This is a genomic window from Solitalea canadensis DSM 3403 (assembly GCF_000242635.2).
Classification (GTDB): Bacteria; Bacteroidota; Bacteroidia; order Sphingobacteriales; family Sphingobacteriaceae; genus Solitalea; species Solitalea canadensis.
In genome coordinates this window covers 267,934-286,811 of sequence record NC_017770.1, presented here as the reverse complement: position 1 = coordinate 286,811, position 18,878 = coordinate 267,934, and the positions used below count along the sequence as shown (strand labels likewise).

Here is an 18,878-nt window from a genome sequence, read left to right as displayed (position 1 = left end):
TCAGGTTTTAACAATTAAAATTTCAGCGTTAAGTTCATACCAAATGTTCTTGGGCTTGGCAATTGTCCCATCTCTACTCCTGGCAGAATAGTACCACCATTAAGGGCGGCTGTTTCAGGATCAAACATTGGGAAATCAGTGATCATCGCCAGGTCGCGACCATACACTGCAATGCTTGCCTGCTCAACGAAAATTTTATTTAACCATTTTTTAGGTAAAGTGTATTCGAAACGTACTTCTCTCAATTTTAAATAAGAAGCATCAAAAGAGTTTGCCTCCACATTTGCACGACGATAGTAGTCTGCGTAATAGTTACCCACAGCTACTTTTGTAGTGTTAGGAGAATAAGTTCCATCGGCATTTTTCACTACACCATCACCAATCACATAGCCTTCATCACGACCAGGTAAGGTATTGGTAAGTTTACCTTGCTCACTCATTTTGTGGTGTGTTTGTGAATACACCAAACCTCCGTACTGACCATCAACAAGGAAACTGAAACGGTAATTTTTGTAAGAGAATTCATTTAAGAAACCACCCTTCCAGTCCGCATAAGCATTACCGATATATTGAATCTCAGAACCGCGGGCAGGTAAACCATCTTTGGTGTAGATAATCTTTCCTTCAGGAGACCTTACGAATCCAAAACCATAAATATCACCTGTTGAACCACCAACTTTTGCAATAATGGTCGCATTACCTCCGTATCCGATCACTTGCTGGTCTATCATACCTTCAGCCAGTTCTAACACTTTATTTCTGTTTTTAGACCATGTTAAAGTTGTCGACCATTTAAATGCTTTATCAAAAGGTTTAGCATTTAACATTAACTCAACACCCTGATTTCTTACCATTCCAGCGTTTAGAACTGCTGCTGAGTAACCTGTTGCAGCTTCTAAAGGCACATCCAGAATTTGGTTCTTTGTTCTATTATTATAAACAGTTGCATCTAAACCAACTCTGCCATTAAATAACTTAACATCAAGTCCGGCCTCGTAACTAGTGGTAATCTCCGGTTTAAAGTCTACGTTATATAGGGTTGTAGAAACCGAACCAGAACCAGGGAACTCGCTTTGTCCATAGTATTTATTGGTTTTATAAGGATCAGTATCATTACCCACCTGTGCCGCAGATAAACGTAATTTAGCATACGAGATCTGAGATGGTAGCTTAAACAACTCGTTCAAAATAAAACTCGAACTAACCGAAGGATAGAAGAATGAGTTGTTTTGAACCGGCAATGTACTCGACCAATCATTACGTCCGGTTACGTCTAAAAAGATCTTGCTATCATATGATAATGAAGCCAATCCATATAAACTGTTCACCATTTTATTTTGAGCAATGGTCGACATGGTTGGTGCATTGATACCATTAGATAATTTATATGTTCCCGGAATAACCAATCCATCTACATATCCATTTACCGTATTATATTTACGGTTCATAGTGTTGGCTCCTACCGATGCAGAAAGATCGAACTTAGAAGATAACTTATCACGGTAAGTCAATAACGCATCGGTATTAATTTCATATTTAGAAATATTCTGCTGTTTGAAATAACCACTCTGGAAATTAGCAGTACTGAAAGGACGTTGTTGTGCGCGATCTTCATTATTCATATCTATACCCGAACGAATCATTAAATCAAACTTCCTAGAGATCTCATAGTTTGCCATAATGTTCCCAACCACCTGATTGTTATTAAGCGAGTTGGTCATATCATAAGCAATCACATAGGGATTATCGATGAATGAACTGAAAGGGTGGATCTGATCAATTTCATATTTACCATTTTTCCAACGAGGTTCATACCATGCAAGGTCTACGTTAGGATTTTGGAAAATCATGAAATAAGATATCGATTGATTATTATAACCTGTTGCCGGAAGGTTATCACTCTGCTTATTGGTATAATTTACCTTAGAGCTTAATTTCAGCTTATCTGATATTTTATAATCTAAACTAACGGCAGCCGTAATACGCTCGAAACCGGTATTCGGCATGATCCAGTTATTTTTTGTATGTGTGATAGAAGCACGTGCCGAACCTTTTTCGTTACCGCCTTCAAGAGATACACTATTAGTTATAGTCGATCCTGTTCTCCAGAAATCTTTAATATTATTTTTATAAGGCTGCCAAAGGGTGCGCTCTGTACTACCGGTTTGTGTCAACGGATCATACTGGTAATACATTTGTCCGTTAAACTTAGGACCAAATGCACTACTGGTACCACTTGTGCTTGCACCATCAGCAGTTGCACCATAAGAGTAGTATAAATCGCCGGCAGGGGTTAAGGTTTTACCAACACCTTGTCCGTACTCATATTGATAATCAGGCCACTTAAGCACATCATTAAAACTCATTGATGAGTTCACTGTAACACCTATACCTTTAGTTTTACGAGCACCAGATTTGGTTGTAATAATTAATGCACCGTTGGCTGCGCGACTACCATATAAGGCGGTTGCACTTGCACCTTTTAATACAGTGATACTTTCAATATCGTCAGGGTTGATATCTGATATTCCATTACCAAAATCGACTGGAACGTCATTACCGGAACCTGCACCGTAGGCATCATTTACTCCTGCTGAAGTAATCGAACTTCCCATCGGAACTCCATCCAATACAATCAGGGCGTTATTTCCATTTGGATTTAAGGAATTATCACCGCGTAAAGTAATACGGGTAGAGTTTAAAGGGCCTGATCCGGTAGAAACCAAGTTTAAGCCTGAAACCTTGCCGGATAACGAACTTACCCAGTTATTGGAACGAGCTTCCGTTACTTCTTTGCCATTAATAGACTGAGCAGCATAACCCAATGCCTTATCTTCTCTCTTAATACCTAAAGCGGTAACAACCACCTCATTCAGTGATTTAGTATCTTCCACCAACACTATATTAACAGTATTTCCTTTAAATGGCTTTACAACTGTTACATAGCCGATACTTTTAAATTCAAGCTGATCAGCATTTGTTAATTCTTTAGCAGGTTTTAAGGTAAACTTACCATTTCCATCTGTTGATGTACCTGTTGAGGTTCCCTTAATGCTTACCGTTACACCTGGCAGGGGGCCATTTTTATCTGTAACAACTCCCGTAATCGGGGCAATTTGTGCAATTGAATTGCTATACGTTATGAACAACGTGAGGAGAATAGCCAATAATTGCAAACGCATTTGTTTAGTAAAGATTTTTTCCACTTTTAATCTGATTTGATTATGCCGCGAAACTATCTTCACAGTGTTAAGCTAACACTAATTACCTATTACCATACTGCTACCATTTTGTATTACGCCTGTTACATTTCCTTTATTTATTTAACATTTTTATATCGTTCGTCTATTTTTAATCATATAAAATCACTCCTGATTATCAATTCTAACTCAAAAATTATACGATAATAAATTGACACAAAGTTTAACTAACAAGTCTATTTAAAGTGCTGACAATACTGTTTTTTACAGGAATATTTTTTTGGAATCAATAAAATAAAAGAAATACACTGTCGTTATCTTATTATTCACGCTAACAACTAGATAATCATTTATGATAGAAACCTTTACGCAACAAAATTCTGTATCTAAATTGCGAACTCAAGAAACACCCGAAGAAGCTGAAATGATGGAGCAATCCCTGGCAGCAGAAAAGGCTATTACTGAAGGATTTGATAATCTGGGAAGTATAAAGGAGGCCTTAAACCAAATTATGGTAGAACCTAGCCGGAATGCGATTGAGAACATCTTGAAATATTCAAGCTCAACGCGTAAGTAATTCAGCTTTCTTATTTTCGAAAGGTTTAAGTCATTAAAGTGGCTTAAACCTTTTTTAGTTTGTTGATGGTTCATAGTTGATAGATCATGCTTCATAGATCATAGTTCTGAGTCCAGAGCCCCGAGTCTAGAGTCAGGAGTCGTGTTAATAGATCATGGTTCATAGATCATAGTCCAGAGCCCTGGGTCTAGAGTTTGAGTTATATTGATTATAGATAATGCATAGGCTATGGACCATGGTCGATAGTCCATAGTCCATAGTTCTCAGTCAGGAGTCAGAAGTAGGAGTCGTGTTAATAGATCATAGTTCATGGTTCATAGATCATAGCCTGGGTCTAGAGTTTGAGTTATATTGATTATAGATAATGCATGGACTATGGTCTATGGCCTATTGGCTCAAAACTCCGGACTCGCGACTCAAGACTATGAACCATGAACTATGAACAACCCATGGAACCATCTATGAACTATAAAACCTATCTTTGGTCATGATCAAGAAAGACAGATATAAAGCTTTTATAGATTATTTTTCAGAACATCAACCTGACGCCGAAACTGAACTTCATTATACAAACCCCTATGAATTATTAGTGGCTGTAATACTTTCGGCGCAGTGCACGGATAAAAGGGTAAATATGGTTACTCCGGCTTTGTTCGAGCGTTATCCTACACCCGAGGTCTTAAAAGAATCTACTTCCGATGAGGTTTTTACCTATATTAAAAGTATCAGCTATCCTAATAATAAGGCGAAGCATTTAGTCGGAATGGCTAAACTGCTAGTGGATAAATTTAAAGGAGAAGTTCCTGCCACAGTTGAAGAACTGCAGGAAATGCCGGGGGTTGGCAGAAAAACCGCTAACGTTATTGCTTCTGTTATTTACAGCCAGCCGAAAATGGCTGTTGACACCCATGTATTTAGGGTTGCAGCACGAATTGGGCTTACCACCAATGCCAAAACACCCCTGGCTGCCGAAAAGCAATTAGTAAAGAATATTCCACAAGATAAGATCCATGTTGCACACCATTGGCTGATTTTACATGGTCGTTATATCTGTTTAGCACGCAGCCCCAAATGCGATATTTGTCCGCTTACAAGCTTTTGCAAATACTTTGAGCAAGTAGTGCTAAAAAAAGCAATTTAAATACTAATTTTTTTATCATTGAAAAAAAATTTAGCATTTTTCAAAAATATTATTCTATTTTTACACTTACTTTATAACAAGAACAAAACGTACCATGAGCGAAAATAAACTGGAAAAGCTAAAAGCTTTACAACTTACGTTAGACAAACTTGAAAAATCATACGGAAAAGGCACCATTATGAAATTGGGCGATACGGCAATTGAGCCGATCGAGGCCATTTCAACTGGTTCTTTAGGATTAGATATTGCATTAGGAATTGGTGGATTACCAAAAGGTCGTATCATTGAAATATACGGTCCGGAATCATCAGGTAAAACCACTTTAGCGATTCACGCCATTGCTGAATCACAGAAAAAAGGTGGTATCGCAGCAATCATCGACGCTGAGCATGCTTTTGACAAGTTTTATGCTAAAAAATTAGGTGTTGATGTTGATAATTTATTGATTTCACAACCTGATAATGGTGAGCAGGCATTAGAAATTGCTGATAACCTGATCCGCTCAGGAGCAATTGACATCATTGTTATTGACTCGGTAGCTGCATTGGTTCCTAAAGGTGAGATTGAAGGCGAAATGGGTGATTCTAAAATGGGTTTACAAGCTCGTTTGATGTCACAAGCATTGCGTAAACTTACCGGTACAATCAGCAAAACAGGATGTTGCTGTATTTTCATCAACCAGCTACGTGAAAAAATCGGTGTAATGTTTGGTAACCCTGAAACAACTACTGGTGGTAACGCATTGAAATTCTATGCATCTGTTCGTTTGGATATCCGCAGAACCGGACAAATTAAAGATGGTGAAGAAGTTGCAGGTAACCGCGTAAAAGTTAAAATCGTTAAAAACAAGGTTGCTCCTCCTTTCCGTTTAGCTGAGTTCGACATTATGTACGGCGAAGGTATTTCTAAAGCCGGCGAAATTATCGACTTAGGTGTTGAATATGAAATCATTAAGAAATCAGGTTCATGGTTCAGCTACGGAGACAGCAAATTAGGTCAGGGCCGCGACGCGGTTAAACAACTGATCCTTGACAACCCTGAGCTGATGGAAGAACTGGAAGGCAAAATCAGACATGTTGTTACCGGCGAAAGCATGCAAGATAATGAAGAATAAGTTGGTGATTTCACCAATGTTCGATTATACAGATTATACCGTTTGCCATCGGGATCTTAAAATCGCATAATTAGGACTCCGAAGTTAATTGCTTCGGAGTTTTTTATTGGACATGGAGCGGTTGTCGTTACTGCGAAAAGTATGCAGAACAAGACTAAACTAATATTTACATTATACGCTAATGACTGCTAAAGAAGCCATTTTATTAAACTTTAAAGAAACCCGTAGAAGAAGTATAAACCTTTGGAAAGGTATTCCTATTGATTTTTTGCATTGGAAACCAGATCATGAGGCTATGTCTTGTATTGAAATGGTTAGACACGTATTGGAATCAGAGCACATTTACCATGTGATCATCCAAAACAGAGGAGAACTTGGAGATTTTAAATCTCCTTGGGACAACCTACCTTATACAACCGTTGAACAAGAGCTTGATTTTGCCCAATTTTTCAGCGATAAGTTCATGCAAGAAATCAAGGATTATTCAGAAGATGATTTATCAACAATTGAAATAATCAGACCTACTAAGAATCAACGAAAAATTCTTGGTGATTATTTAAATCGGATTGTATTTCATGAAGCTGTTCACATGGGTCAATTACTTTCTTATTTACGAACGTTGGGTATTGAAAGACCATTAATCTGGGATTAAAAAAATTATAACAAAAAACTCAGAAGTTAAAGCTTCGGAGTTTTTTGTTTGAATATAGAGAAAACACCCCTTGTCCCTAAAAAGGAAGCATTCTCCTTTAGGTAACAGATGCTTCGTGCCTCAGTATGACAAGATTATATAAAGGCAAGAGTGTTATGTTCGCATTGTGAGTTAGAATTGGCTAACATCAGCGTAGCTGATTCGAAGTCCCCTCTTGAGAGGGGTTAGGGGTGTGTTCTTTAAAAAACACTCTAAGGCAACTTCAACAAATGGCACTTTTACAACATTATTGCAAAAGATGCTTCGTACCTCAGCATGACAAGATTATGTGAGGCAAGGTTTATTTACTCAAATGCTTCCTGCCTTAGCATGACAAGATATATGCTAAATACTCCATCTTGCTAACGGGCTCACCTCCTGCCCTACAAATTCACCTTTTAAGTATTTATGATATCCGGCAATAGCAATCATGGCTGCATTATCGGTACAGTATTCAAACTTTGGAATAAACACCTTCCATTTCCATTTTTGTTCCGCTTCCAGTAAAGCATTTCTTAATCCTGAATTAGCCGATACTCCTCCAGCAATTGCCACCTGGTTGATCCCGGTTTCTTTTACTGCTTTTTTCATTTTATTGATCAAAACAGAAACGATACGATGTTGAATAGACGCACAAACATCAGCCATGTTTTCCTCCAGGAAATTCGGATTCTCCTTTTGCTTATCTCTCACAAAATAAAGAAATGCCGTTTTTAACCCACTAAAGCTAAAATCTAATCCCGGAATTTGAGGTTCAGGAAACTGATAAGCAGATGGATTTCCTTCTTTAGCATATTTATCGATCAACGGTCCGCCCGGATAAGGAAGATTCAACATCTTTGCCGCTTTGTCAAAAGCCTCACCAGCTGCATCGTCTGTTGTTTGCCCGATCAGTTCCATATCAAAATAGTCATTCACTTTAACAATTTGCGTATGACCGCCTGATACTGTGAGACATAGAAACGGAAAAACCGGCTTTGGATCGTCGATAAAATGTGCTAAAATATGAGCTTGCATATGGTTCACATCGATCAAAGGAATGTTCATACCCAATGCAAATGATTTGGCAAAAGAAGACCCAACTAAAAGTGAGCCTAAAAGACCCGGTCCACGCGTAAAAGCAACCGCATTTATATCTTTTTTGCTTATTTTAGCGTCGATAATTGCCTTGTGGATAGTGGGTATAATATTTTGCTGATGTACGCGTGATGCCAATTCGGGAACAACACCCCCAAAAGCTTCGTGAACTGTTTGATTAGCAATTACATTGGATAAGATTTGACCGTCAGCACATACCGAAGCGGAAGTTTCATCACATGACGACTCGATTCCCAAAATTACTGGCATAATTATTATATATCAGAGCAATTAAAAAACGTTTTTAAGAATATCGGCAAAGTTATTAAAATATTAGGCAAAACGCTGCTATACTTATTCAGCTTGGTAATCATCTTGCTGGTGATGCTGTATTTTGCCGGTCAGACCAAGTGGTTTCAAACAAAAGCCGCTCAGTTTGGTGCCGATTATCTCTCTAAAGAACTTAAAACAAAGGTTCAGATCAAAGGTTTGTACATCAAGTTTATTAAGTCTGTCGTTATTGAAGGCTTATACATTGAGGACCTGAAAAAAGACACCTTGCTTTATTCCGGCTATCTTGAAGTTGACCTTAACAAGTTCAATCTGAAAAACAGAAAAATAGCTGTAGCTGACCTAAAATTGAGCGATACCTATTTCGCTTACAAGGAGTTAAAGGATAAAAAATCAACAAATTTAAGCTTTATCATCAATTACTTCAGCGGCGCTCCGGACACTACTACCAAACCTCCTTCAAAGCCTTTCGAATTATCTGTTAACAACATAGATATTAAGAACCTGACATTCATCTATAAAGATGAAAGCGATACATCCAAAACTGAGGGGATGAATTATGCTGACATCCGTGCATATGGTGTAAATATTCAGGCCAATGATGTAAACATGGATGGAGATGTTATTCTTGCCAACCTCAAAAATCTTAGTGCGCAAGAGAAATGCGGCTTTGTACTTAACAAACTGGCCGGCCGTGTAAAGTATACCCCTAAAGAAATTGAAATTAATAACTTAAAACTGATCACTCCTCATAGTAATATCAGTAAGTACTTAGCTTTTAGGTATAATCGTATTGGCGATTTCAAACATTTTGTTCGCAAGGTTTACATGGATGCCGACTTTAAGCGCTCACATCTAGACTTTAAGGATATCACCTATTTTGCTCCGGCCATTAAAGATTACACCCTTAAAGTTAACCTCGACGGAACTGTAAAAGGAACAGTAACCAACCTACAAACTAAAAACATAACCTTTAGTGCAGGCGATAAAACACTTATCAAAGGAAATATCGCTATCAAAGGATTGCCCCATATTAATGACACGGATATGGATCTTGAGTTTGCACAATTAGTGACCAATAGTGATGATATCAATAAGATTCTAGCAAGCATAGACCAGAAGGATGTTGCTTTACCAGAAATTCTGAAGCAGGTTGGAAATGTTGATTTCAAGGGAACATTCAAAGGTCGTTATAACAATTTCAAGATTAAAGGCATTTTGATAAGTGATGCAGGTTCTGCATTAACTGACCTTGCAATGGATTTCAGAGACATGAAAAAACCATTGTACAAAGGGTTTGTAAATACCACCGACCTGGATATTGGTAAACTTAGCGGTGTTAAATCATTAGGCAAAACAACCCTTTCTGCCAATGTTGACGGACAAGGTTTTGACTTCAAAACAATGAAGGATGATCTGAATGCCAAGATTACCTATTTTGATTATAATGGTTACCGCTACCAAAACATTGATATCAACGGAAGTTTGGCTCTTAAGAAATTTAACGGCTCATTTAACATCAACGATAAAAATCTTATAATCGATTTTGACGGTAAATTCAATTTAAACCAAAATCCATCTTACAACTTTACAGCTGATATTAAGCAGGCTGATTTTCGTGCGCTAAAGCTAATGAAAGACACGCTGGCTATTTCAACTTATATCAGTAGCAACTTTACCGGAACCACTATTGATAATGTACTGGGTAAGTTGTTATTAGAAGGCACTAAATTAACCACCAAACAAGGTTCATTTGATTTAGACAGTATCCAGGTGATCTCGGAGATGAGGGGAGACACCGCTAAAAGACTCTTACTTAGATCAGATATGCTGAATGCAGGCTTTGAGGGAGATTATACCTTAACCCGTTTGGAAGGTGCAGTAAAAAGTATGCTTTCTGCTTATTTACCTTCATTCAAATGGAAACAAACAAAAGCTCACGTTCCACAGAACTTTAAATTCGGTATCTATCTAAAGGACCTTACTCCTATTACTTCCATCTTTATTCCTGACCTGAAGATTCCGGAGAAAGGGTTATTCATTGGTAACTTCAATAGTGAGAAGAATCAAATGACTATTAATGGTTCTATCAAAAAATTGAAGTACCAGAACTTTGAGGTCGACAACTTGATTCTTGACCAGGGTAATAGTAATGAGTCATTATTCCTGAACCTTGCATTGGGAACATTTGCAATGGACAGCTTAAGGTTCAACGATGTGGGTATGTCGAACTACCTGAGAAATGACAAGGTAAATTCCAACCTAAAACTAGTAGATCCTAAAGGCACCAACGCACTTGACTTAAATGCGGAATTATTGTTCACTCCTGATTCCACCATCTTTAGTGTACTTCCTTCAGAGTTAACTCTTAACAGTGAAAGATGGAAAATTGACGATAAGTTCAGGATTCTATTTGCTGAGGACGGTTATCACGTTGAAGATTTTACCCTGCATAATAAAGACCAACGATTAACAGTTGAGGGGATGATCTCTAAAACAGATAATGAACCTCTTACTGTTAATCTCCGCAATCTTGACCTTAATATTTTAAATCCGTTTCTAAAAAGCCAGGGCATAAGGCTCAGCGGTTACGTAACCGGAAATGCAAGTACGATTGCTGTTTTAAAAGCGCCGAAAGTGAGTTCTGACATGATCGTTCATGAACTTGGTCTTAACAATAATATTTTGGGTGATGCCGAAATTTCTTCTCGATGGTACAGTGAAACCAATGAGGTAAACTTCTCAATGAATGTGATGCAGGATGACGTTACCAAAATCAGTGTTTCTGGATCTGCTCAACCGACAAAAAAAGAAGACAACATCTTTGCCGATGTAGAGATGAACGAAACCAGTCTGGTTATTTTCCAACCCTTCTTAACAGGTTTGGTTTCCGATCTTAGTGGCAAAACCTCCATGAATTTACTGGTTCGCGGTAGCATTGCTAAACCAAAAATCAACGGTACCTTATCTTTTAACAATGCAGGAGTAAGAGTTGATTACTTAAATACCCGCTATACAATTAATGATAAATTGGGTGTAGAGAATAGTCGGATTACATTTGAAAATTTCAACTTAAGAGATGTTAAAAACCACACAGCTACAGCCAATGGTTACATGGACCTTTCTGACCTTAACAGTGTTAAGTTAAACTTACGTCTGAATGCCAATCGGTTCCAGGCATTGAACACCACTATAAAGGATAACGAAATTTACTACGGAACGGCGTACGCAACCGGGAATTTCCTTTTCCAAGGCCCGTTGAACGATATGCTTATCGATATTAATGCAACAACTAATGAAGGCACACAGTTCTTCCTTCCAATTTCTGATGAGAGTAGCGTTGGTAGCGACGAGTTAGTAACCTTTGTTAGTCGTGATACACTGGCAAACCTTAAAAAGAAGGAAGACTCAGAGTTAAAACTTCGTCTGAATTTCGACCTTACCGTTAACCCTACCGCAGAAGTTTCAATTTTATTAGGAGAAAACTCGGGTGGAACAATGACAGGTAAGGGAAATGGTAACCTTCAGCTTAGAATAAATACCTTGGGAGATTTCCAGATGTTTGGGCTATATAACCTTACAGAAGGTAAATATGACATGAGCATTCCGGGAATTAAAAAGACATTCAAAATTTCTGACGGAAGTACGGTTCGTTTTAACGGAGACCCTTACGATGCGCGAATGAATGTTAATGCGATTTATGAAACCCGTTCGAGTTTGACAAACCTGTATTCGGATGCCCGTATAACGGAAACTTCTGAAGAAAAAATGAATCAGCGGATCACTGTTAATACACTTATCAACGTTTCGGGAAGCTTGAGCGAGATGACCTACGACTTTAAGATTGCGTTCCCTCAAAACGAGTCGTTGTACGAAAATACATTTGCTTCTTATTTCAGCAGTGAGGGTAATGTTCAGAAACAAGCATTCGGACTATTATCTACCGGAAGTTTTACATCTGAAAACCAAAACTTCGGACAGGGTGCTATCGCGGGTTCATTAGTTGATTTGGCATCTTCCAAACTATCGTCATTATTAAATGAGGCGATCGGCGCACAAAACTTTGATGTGAATGCCAACGTAAACGCGAGCGGGCAAACCGAATTCGGAGGAAATGTTCGTTTGTTAAATCAACGCTTGATCATCAACGGCCAATTTACATCACGAGATAAGAACATTACCGGTAACAGTAATTATAATACCAATAACAGTTCGGCCCTGAGTAGCGATATCGATGTAGAGTATTTAATATTCCCTGATGGAAATCTTCGTTTGAAAGCCTATAATCACTCAAATACTACCAACAGTAATGACTTGGTTTACGATTCTGATTATAAACAAGGCGTTGGTATTCTGTACAGGAAAGACTTTGACAGCTGGAAAGAGTTTTTCGAAAACTCCCGTAAGAAACAACGACTAGCTGAAATCAGAAGACAACAACGATTGGAAGAACGGAAAAAACAGCAGGAAGAAAAAGAAAGGCTAGAGCGCGAGAAACAAGAACTCGAAAAAGCAAAAGCCAAAGAAAATATAAAAGACAACGCTGACGACAGTGAGCGGGTTGAATTCTAATAAATAAAAAAACGATCCTGATTATTCAGGATCGTTTTTCATTATAGCATGACCCATTTTATCTCGTTTGGTCATTAAATAATTTTCGTTATGCTCATTATGTGTTATCTCAATTGGCACTGTTTCCACCACCTCTAACCCATAACCAATTAATCCGGCACGTTTTGTAGGATTGTTAGACATTAATTTCATCTTGGTAACCCCCAGCGAACGAATAATTTGAGCTCCAACACCATAATCACGTTCATCCATCTTGAAACCTAATTTCAGGTTTGCTTCAACGGTATCTAATCCATTTTCTTGTAAATGGTATGCTTTCAATTTATTGATCAGCCCAATGCCTCTGCCCTCTTGATTCATATAGATAATGAGTCCTTTGCCGGCTTTCTCCACCATTTCCATGGCTTTATGAAGCTGCGGACCACAATCACAACGGCAAGAACCAAAGATATCTCCGGTAACACATGAAGAGTGAACACGAACTAATACAGGCTCATTAGGCTCCCAGGTTCCTTTAACTAAGGCTAAATGATTTTCTCCGGTATTCAACTGGGTGAACGCAACAATATCAAAATCACCCCACTCGGTAGGTAGCTTAACTGAAACCTCTTTACGGATTAACGACTCTTTACTCAAACGGTAAGAGATCAAATCCTGGATAGAGATTACTTTCAAATTAAATCTTTCGGCAATTTTCAGAAGATCGGGTAATCGTGCCATCGTTCCGTCTTCGTTCATAATCTCGCAAATAACACCTGCTGGGTATAATCCGGCCATACGAGGTAAATCAACTGCCGCTTCCGTATGCCCGGCACGACGTATCACTCCTCCTTCAACAGCACGTAAAGGAAAAATATGTCCCGGACGACCTAATTCAGCAGGATCAAGATTAGGATCGATCATCGCCTGAATAGTCTTAGCTCTATCCTGAGCAGAGATTCCTGTAGTACAACCATGACCCAACAAGTCTACCGAAACAGTAAAGTTAGTTTCATGTGTAGCCGTATTTCTTCCCACCATCATTTCGAGCTTTAACTCCTCACAACGCTGGGCAGTAATTGGCGCACAAACTAAACCTTTTCCATGTGTTATCATGAAGTTGATATCTTCAGGAGTAACTTTTTCTGCGGCCATTAAAAAATCGCCTTCGTTTTCGCGATCCTCATCATCCACCACAATCAACATCTTCCCGGCTTTGATATCCTCTATCGCTTCCTCTATTGTATTTAACATTATTATAAGGTTTATTTATATTGAACAACCTTAGCGCGGTTAAGTTTTAAGGTTGCAAATATGCTTGATATTATACTTCTTTCTTTTTGGAGAACAGATTCTTAAAAAACCGTTGATACTTTTCTACATCAAATAGCGCAGAGTCTGTTGCCGCTTTGTAGGTTAAAAAAGCACCGATTGGAACCAATACAATGGTTGCCATCCACATTCCCTGATAAGGAGCCAAAGCCCCTTGTTTTGCAAACTTTTCACCACTGATTGATAAAACGTGAAAAACAAGGAAAAACAAGATCGACACTACAACAGGTAATCCTAATCCGCCTTTACGTACAATTGCTCCCATTGGCGCACCGATAAAGAACAATACCATACAAGCGAATGACAAGGTAAATTTACGGTGAAATTCGACCATATGCTTTCTTAAAATTTCTACCTGTGCCTTATCTTCATCCTTAGCCGATGTTAAATAGCTTTTAACATTTCTCATCGAATTTATTGCATCATCAACAGTGAGCAAGCGATCCGACTTAGGCAAATTCATTATGATGTCCTTATTTTTCCACTTAAGGTTGGTATCGGCTTTTAATTTAGCAAAGTTTGCCTGCGGACGGTATATTAAAAAGGTTGGTTTTACGTACAAACTCAGGTTACGTTGCTTTAGGGCCATCAGGTTTTGCAGGGAATCTTCTTTCGCCATTAGCTGACGAACATTCAGCATTTGATAGTTATCTTTAAATAATTCTTCCTTTGTTCTGGAAAGATTAAAGCCCGACATATCGAACTTCAACCCAAACTCCTTAAACCGAATACGTGTTTGTCGCTGACGTTCATTATAGCCATTATCACCCGGCGATTCTTCATAACGAACCCCATCAAACAAATTTAACACTAAATAACGACCATCATCAGATTTAAACATCTCCCCTTTATTCGCCATGATTACGCTCATATTGCCATTTCCTTTGGTATGATCATAGATCATAAGCTCATGAAGGGTTTTGCCGTCTTTATCTTTATGGTTCACTCGAATGGAATATCCTTCGAGGTCATTGTAAAAAACGCCCTCCGGAATATTGAATGCTGCTTTCTTTTGCCTTACATCATAGAGTAGCGAGGCCATTTTAAGAAAGGAATGAGGCATCACGATATTGGAGAAATAAAAAGCTGCAATACTTAAGAATACCATCACCACTACCAACGGAATCATAGCTCTGGATAATGAAATGCCGGATGCCTTAATTGCTACCAGTTCATACTGCTCGCCCAGGTTACCAAAGGTCATGATAGAGGCTAAAAGTATGGCCAACGGCAAGGCTAACGGAACGTTAACCGCAAAATTATAGCCCAATAACTGAAGAATAGTGTACCACTCTAAACCCTTTCCAACCAACTCATCGATGTATTTAAATAAAAACAACATCAATAAGATGAATGAAACGATAAAGAAGGTTGCTACGAAAGGTCTTAAATACGATATTATTATGAGCTTATGAAGCTTTTTCATCCGACTTATTTAAGGCACAAAGGTATTAAATAAGAAACAAAAATGCTTATGCTCCGATAAGACTCAAGAGATTATCAACCTGATTGTCCCAGATTAATTTCTTTTCACTTTTTTCATCTTCGGTAGTAAAATCGGTAACTGCTAACGCAACATCGCCTGTAAGTTCGTCTTGTAGAATTTCTAATTCAAAATAACAATATGGTTCATCATCTTCCCACTTAAACTTTACTGATTTATTGTCCCGCAGACCGAGCAATCGTGCCTTTTGAAGTTCCGAGTTCCACCTAAAAGTATAGAGATCATCTCTCACAGTTACATCATCAGCGAACCATTGGGCCAACCCGTTCGGTGTACTGATAAAATTAAATAATATTTTAGGCGATGAATGTATCTCATATTCAAGGCTATATTTCTTTTTAGCTCCCATCCAGCACAAAAATTAAAAATTTTGGTCAATCTTATTTTTAAAGTACGTTAATTTCTTCTATATTTGCAAACCTTTTCAGAAAAGGGGTATCGGGTAAAGATACAAATAAAAACCATAATTGGCGGGGTAGCTCAGATGGTTAGAGCGCAGGATTCATAACCCTGAGGTCACGGGTTCAACTCCCGTCTCCGCTACCACATGGGACTGACTCCCAAACAACAGAGGGTTGCTCAATAAAAAGCAACCCTTTTTCATTGGCTTTCAGCGAGTTACAGCTAAATAAATGATTAACCAAGGGTGTTCTAAATGCTCCGTCAGAGTAGGTGAGATCATGTTTGAACACCTCACGTATTAAAGATTGTTTATTGTGAAGGGATGCGATTTCATATATCTCATTCAGTCTTGTTAACTCAGGCAAAACTTTCTTAATTTTCTGTTCCCAATCAGAATTTTCCTTTTTGGTCAATTGACTAATCTCCTCTGTAATTAATACTTTCTCGTAAGAATATTTCTTATGCCACTTTTTATAAGTTGCACTATCAATTTCATCTTCCATTAACCTTCCTTCTAACTTGTCGAGTTTGCGGTTAATTTCTTCAAGTTGCTTTAACCTTGAGGCTTGTTGACTTTCAATATCTTTGGTTGAATCTTTCAAACGCTTTAAACATTGTTTGGTTATATAATCAACCTGATCTTGAGAAAAACTTAAAATCTTTAACAATTTTTCAAACTGTTCATGTAAAACTATGCCTGGGATATTAACTGAGCTGTGTTCTCTACATCTATAATATAGATAGTATTTGTTTTTTCCTTTTGAAAATCCGGCAGTCATGTGTTTACCACACCAGCATCTAAGAACACCACGCAATGGAAAATCATCTCGCAGCTGTGTTTTTAGGGGCTTAATATTCCCCAGTTTTTCTTGAACCTTCCAAAAATCAGCACTGTTAATAATAGGTATATGCAGCCCTTTTACATATTTTTCAGGTTTATTCTTTTCTGCTACAACCTTTATTAATCCTGCATATACGGAATTACTTAAAACTCTTCTTATTGCACTATTACCATTTCTGGAGAAACCTTTTTCCTTAGCTCTTTTTTGAATTTCGTTGATAGGTGTACCAGAAAGGTACTCCATGAAAATAGTTTGGATTATTAAAGCGTGCTTATCGTCAACCAACAATACTGCTTTGCCATCGGAATCCTTTGAATTTGTATAACCAAAGGGGGCTAACCCTAAATATCTACCCGATTGTTGGGCTTGACGCATTCCATCTCGGGTTCTTTTTCTAATCCTTAGCAATTCTTCATTGGCTAATAGATAACGAAAAGCACGCTGCATAAAAACAGTAGGATCATTTGTGTCAATATCAACGGATTCATGCGTTGCTATTACTTTAATATGATATTTAGTTTCAAGCTCACTTATTTTCATTAATGCTTCAGCAAGATTTCTACTGAAGCGGTCATGATCCATTATAATAAAATATTGGTTTTGACCCTTATGTTTCTTAATGAATGTTTCTACGGCTTTATAGTCGGGGCGATCAAATGTATAACTACTTTCTCCATTATCTTTAAACAAGGCTGTCAATACAAGATTATTACGGGTGCAATAATCGCGTATACTCTGTTCCTGATACTCCAGTGAATAACGAGATTGATCTCTTACACTTAATCGCATATAGCCAATAGCATTCATAAATCATCATTTTGTAATAGGTATTCAACAATAATTTCTACTACTAAATTTAGCATTTTTAATTCATCTGTACTAAAATCATTCACATGTCTTTGTTCCTCTTTTTCTTTTTTCACAATTGAGCTATTGCCCTGTTCTCCAAATTCCATCTCACTTCTCCTCGCTAATGAAAAAAGCCCGTTTCCGGGCCATACTTAAACACTATTACTCATTAAGAAATATCCTACTCTTTCTTCGATTATTAAACGATGGTTCATACCGGATATACCTGTACTCAGCTAATTCACGCAGTGTTTTATGAAAAGTAGCACTACTGGATATTTTTGCTATCGGCATTAACTCATAACTAAATACAGTTACAGGACTTTTATATCCCTGGTTATGATAGCACTTGAGGATAGCCATAAAAAGTGAAACGTGTGTTACACTTATTTTGGGATCCCCCTGAATCGCATCAAAAAACTCCGATAATTCCTTTAGCGTAGCCATTTATTTAGTAGCTATTTCTTATTCAACCTCCCTTGAGCATTAATGAATCGACTGCCGTTTACGTTTTATTTTTTTGTTGCTTTCTTTCGTTGCTTCCGGCTCATCATCCCCTTCGGATAACTTCTGCTGAGTTTTATTAGCTTCCTTTCGCAATGAGTTAGCATCACCAGGAGATTCTTTTTCTCCAGCAATTTCTCTTATTCCTACACGACGTAAATTGTTATCGTAAATATTAATAGCTTTAAACTGAGGACTTGCTTCGACGTACCGTTTCTGTTCTCCTGACTCATAAACAAAGGTGACCACCTGACGGTTGCCTCGATTTAAGGATTCAATTAACCGGCTTCTTTCTTGTTCCGAGTTTAATTCTTTAATCAGGTGCTTATCCAATTCCCTTGAAAGGTCAAAGCCATAGTTCTGGTGAAACTGTCGAATCTTGAAATTACCGTTCTCTTCCGTTTGCTTGAAATCCAGTTGCAGCCAGGCATTGTATAACATTCCTTCTTTGTTGTACAAATCCTTATTAACCGACCTGCCGCTCATCAGGTTATATGCTTCCTTTAAAGTAATGGTATGATCATTTGCCATGTAAAATATTTGCTTTAGAGAATCATTGGCACCTGCTTGTTTCAGTTCCAAGTCGTACTTGTTAAAAAAGTACAAGTCGCTTTGATCCGATTTTCTAAAGTGAAGCAAGGCTTTAATTTCATCTTTTCCATATTCCATTTGATGCTTTAATTCAAACTGAGGTTGCTGTTTTTCAAGATGCAGCTTTAATTCACTTTCTAATCCCTCTCCGAAACCGGAAAACTTTAGCTGATTGCTCAGGTATTCAAAATTTTTCTGATTCATAATCTTTT

Annotated in this window: 14 protein-coding genes and 1 tRNA gene; 6 read left to right on the top strand and 9 right to left on the bottom strand. The window is 37.9% G+C overall.

Annotated features, from left to right (window positions below; translation table 11 throughout):
• Positions 1–14 precede the first annotated feature (14 nt).
• Positions 15–3,206, bottom strand: a complete 3,192-nt coding sequence (locus tag SOLCA_RS01110) for a SusC/RagA family TonB-linked outer membrane protein (RefSeq protein ID WP_245536742.1) — start codon at positions 3,204–3,206, stop codon at positions 15–17.
• Positions 3,207–3,552: 346 nt separating this feature from the next.
• Here SOLCA_RS01110 and SOLCA_RS01105 point away from each other — a divergent pair, with 346 nt between their 5' ends.
• The 4 genes from SOLCA_RS01105 to SOLCA_RS01090 all read left to right on the top strand — a co-directional run bounded on the left by SOLCA_RS01105 (position 3,553) and on the right by SOLCA_RS01090 (position 6,684).
• A complete protein-coding gene (locus SOLCA_RS01105) occupies positions 3,553–3,777 on the top strand; it encodes a hypothetical protein (RefSeq protein WP_014678601.1) in 225 nt (74 codons plus the stop codon).
• A 487-nt stretch (positions 3,778–4,264) separates the two neighbouring features.
• On the top strand, positions 4,265–4,918 hold the full coding sequence (gene nth / locus SOLCA_RS01100) for an endonuclease III (RefSeq protein ID WP_014678600.1): 654 nt from the start codon (positions 4,265–4,267) through the stop codon (positions 4,916–4,918).
• 94 nt (positions 4,919–5,012) lie between these two features.
• Positions 5,013–6,032: a recombinase RecA gene (gene recA, locus SOLCA_RS01095; protein ID WP_014678599.1), complete on the top strand. Its 1,020-nt coding sequence runs from the start codon at positions 5,013–5,015 to the stop codon at positions 6,030–6,032.
• Positions 6,033–6,213: 181 nt separating this feature from the next.
• Positions 6,214–6,684: a DinB family protein gene (locus SOLCA_RS01090; RefSeq protein ID WP_014678598.1), complete on the top strand. Its 471-nt coding sequence runs from the start codon at positions 6,214–6,216 to the stop codon at positions 6,682–6,684.
• 384 nt (positions 6,685–7,068) lie between these two features.
• Here the strand turns inward: SOLCA_RS01090 and tsaD are convergent, their stop codons facing one another.
• Positions 7,069–8,070 carry a tRNA (adenosine(37)-N6)-threonylcarbamoyltransferase complex transferase subunit TsaD gene (gene tsaD / locus SOLCA_RS01085; RefSeq protein WP_014678597.1) on the bottom strand — a complete coding sequence of 334 codons (1,002 nt, stop codon included), beginning with the start codon at positions 8,068–8,070 and terminating at the stop codon, positions 7,069–7,071.
• A gap of 114 nt (positions 8,071–8,184) precedes the next feature.
• Here tsaD and SOLCA_RS01080 point away from each other — a divergent pair, with 114 nt between their 5' ends.
• The gene (locus tag SOLCA_RS01080; RefSeq protein ID WP_014678596.1) at positions 8,185–12,663 is read left to right on the top strand and encodes a translocation/assembly module TamB domain-containing protein; all 4,479 of its coding nucleotides are present in this window, start codon (positions 8,185–8,187) and stop codon (positions 12,661–12,663) included.
• A 21-nt stretch (positions 12,664–12,684) separates the two neighbouring features.
• On the opposite strand, the gene SOLCA_RS01075 is transcribed toward SOLCA_RS01080, so the two are convergent.
• From SOLCA_RS01075 to SOLCA_RS01065, 3 genes are all read right to left on the bottom strand, one after another.
• Positions 12,685–13,896 (bottom strand): bifunctional 3,4-dihydroxy-2-butanone-4-phosphate synthase/GTP cyclohydrolase II, encoded by a 1,212-nt coding sequence (locus tag SOLCA_RS01075; RefSeq protein ID WP_014678595.1) that lies wholly within the window; start codon positions 13,894–13,896, stop codon positions 12,685–12,687.
• A gap of 70 nt (positions 13,897–13,966) precedes the next feature.
• The gene (locus tag SOLCA_RS01070; RefSeq protein WP_014678594.1) at positions 13,967–15,400 is read right to left on the bottom strand and encodes an LptF/LptG family permease; all 1,434 of its coding nucleotides are present in this window, start codon (positions 15,398–15,400) and stop codon (positions 13,967–13,969) included.
• A 46-nt stretch (positions 15,401–15,446) separates the two neighbouring features.
• Positions 15,447–15,827: an START-like domain-containing protein gene (locus SOLCA_RS01065; protein WP_014678593.1), complete on the bottom strand. Its 381-nt coding sequence runs from the start codon at positions 15,825–15,827 to the stop codon at positions 15,447–15,449.
• A 120-nt stretch (positions 15,828–15,947) separates the two neighbouring features.
• On the opposite strand from SOLCA_RS01065, the gene SOLCA_RS01060 reads away from it, so the two are divergent.
• A tRNA-Met gene (locus SOLCA_RS01060) sits at positions 15,948–16,024 on the top strand.
• Here SOLCA_RS01060 and SOLCA_RS22675 read toward each other — a convergent pair.
• From SOLCA_RS22675 to SOLCA_RS01050, 4 genes are read right to left on the bottom strand one after another with little or no spacing between them, the layout of a single operon-like run.
• Complete coding sequence (locus SOLCA_RS22675) at positions 16,003–17,529, bottom strand: recombinase family protein (RefSeq protein ID WP_014678592.1); 1,527 nt, start codon at positions 17,527–17,529, stop codon at positions 16,003–16,005. The two genes, SOLCA_RS01060 and SOLCA_RS22675, sit on opposite strands and share 22 nt — an antisense overlap.
• Positions 17,526–17,678, bottom strand: coding sequence for a hypothetical protein (locus SOLCA_RS23005; RefSeq protein ID WP_014678591.1), 153 nt, complete (start codon positions 17,676–17,678; stop codon positions 17,526–17,528). Before SOLCA_RS23005 ends, SOLCA_RS22675 begins: the two co-directional genes overlap by 4 nt.
• A gap of 55 nt (positions 17,679–17,733) precedes the next feature.
• A complete protein-coding gene (locus SOLCA_RS01055) occupies positions 17,734–18,018 on the bottom strand; it encodes a hypothetical protein (protein WP_014678590.1) in 285 nt (94 codons plus the stop codon).
• Between the two features lie 39 nt (positions 18,019–18,057).
• Positions 18,058–18,870: a hypothetical protein gene (locus SOLCA_RS01050; protein WP_014678589.1), complete on the bottom strand. Its 813-nt coding sequence runs from the start codon at positions 18,868–18,870 to the stop codon at positions 18,058–18,060.
• Positions 18,871–18,878 lie beyond the last annotated feature (8 nt).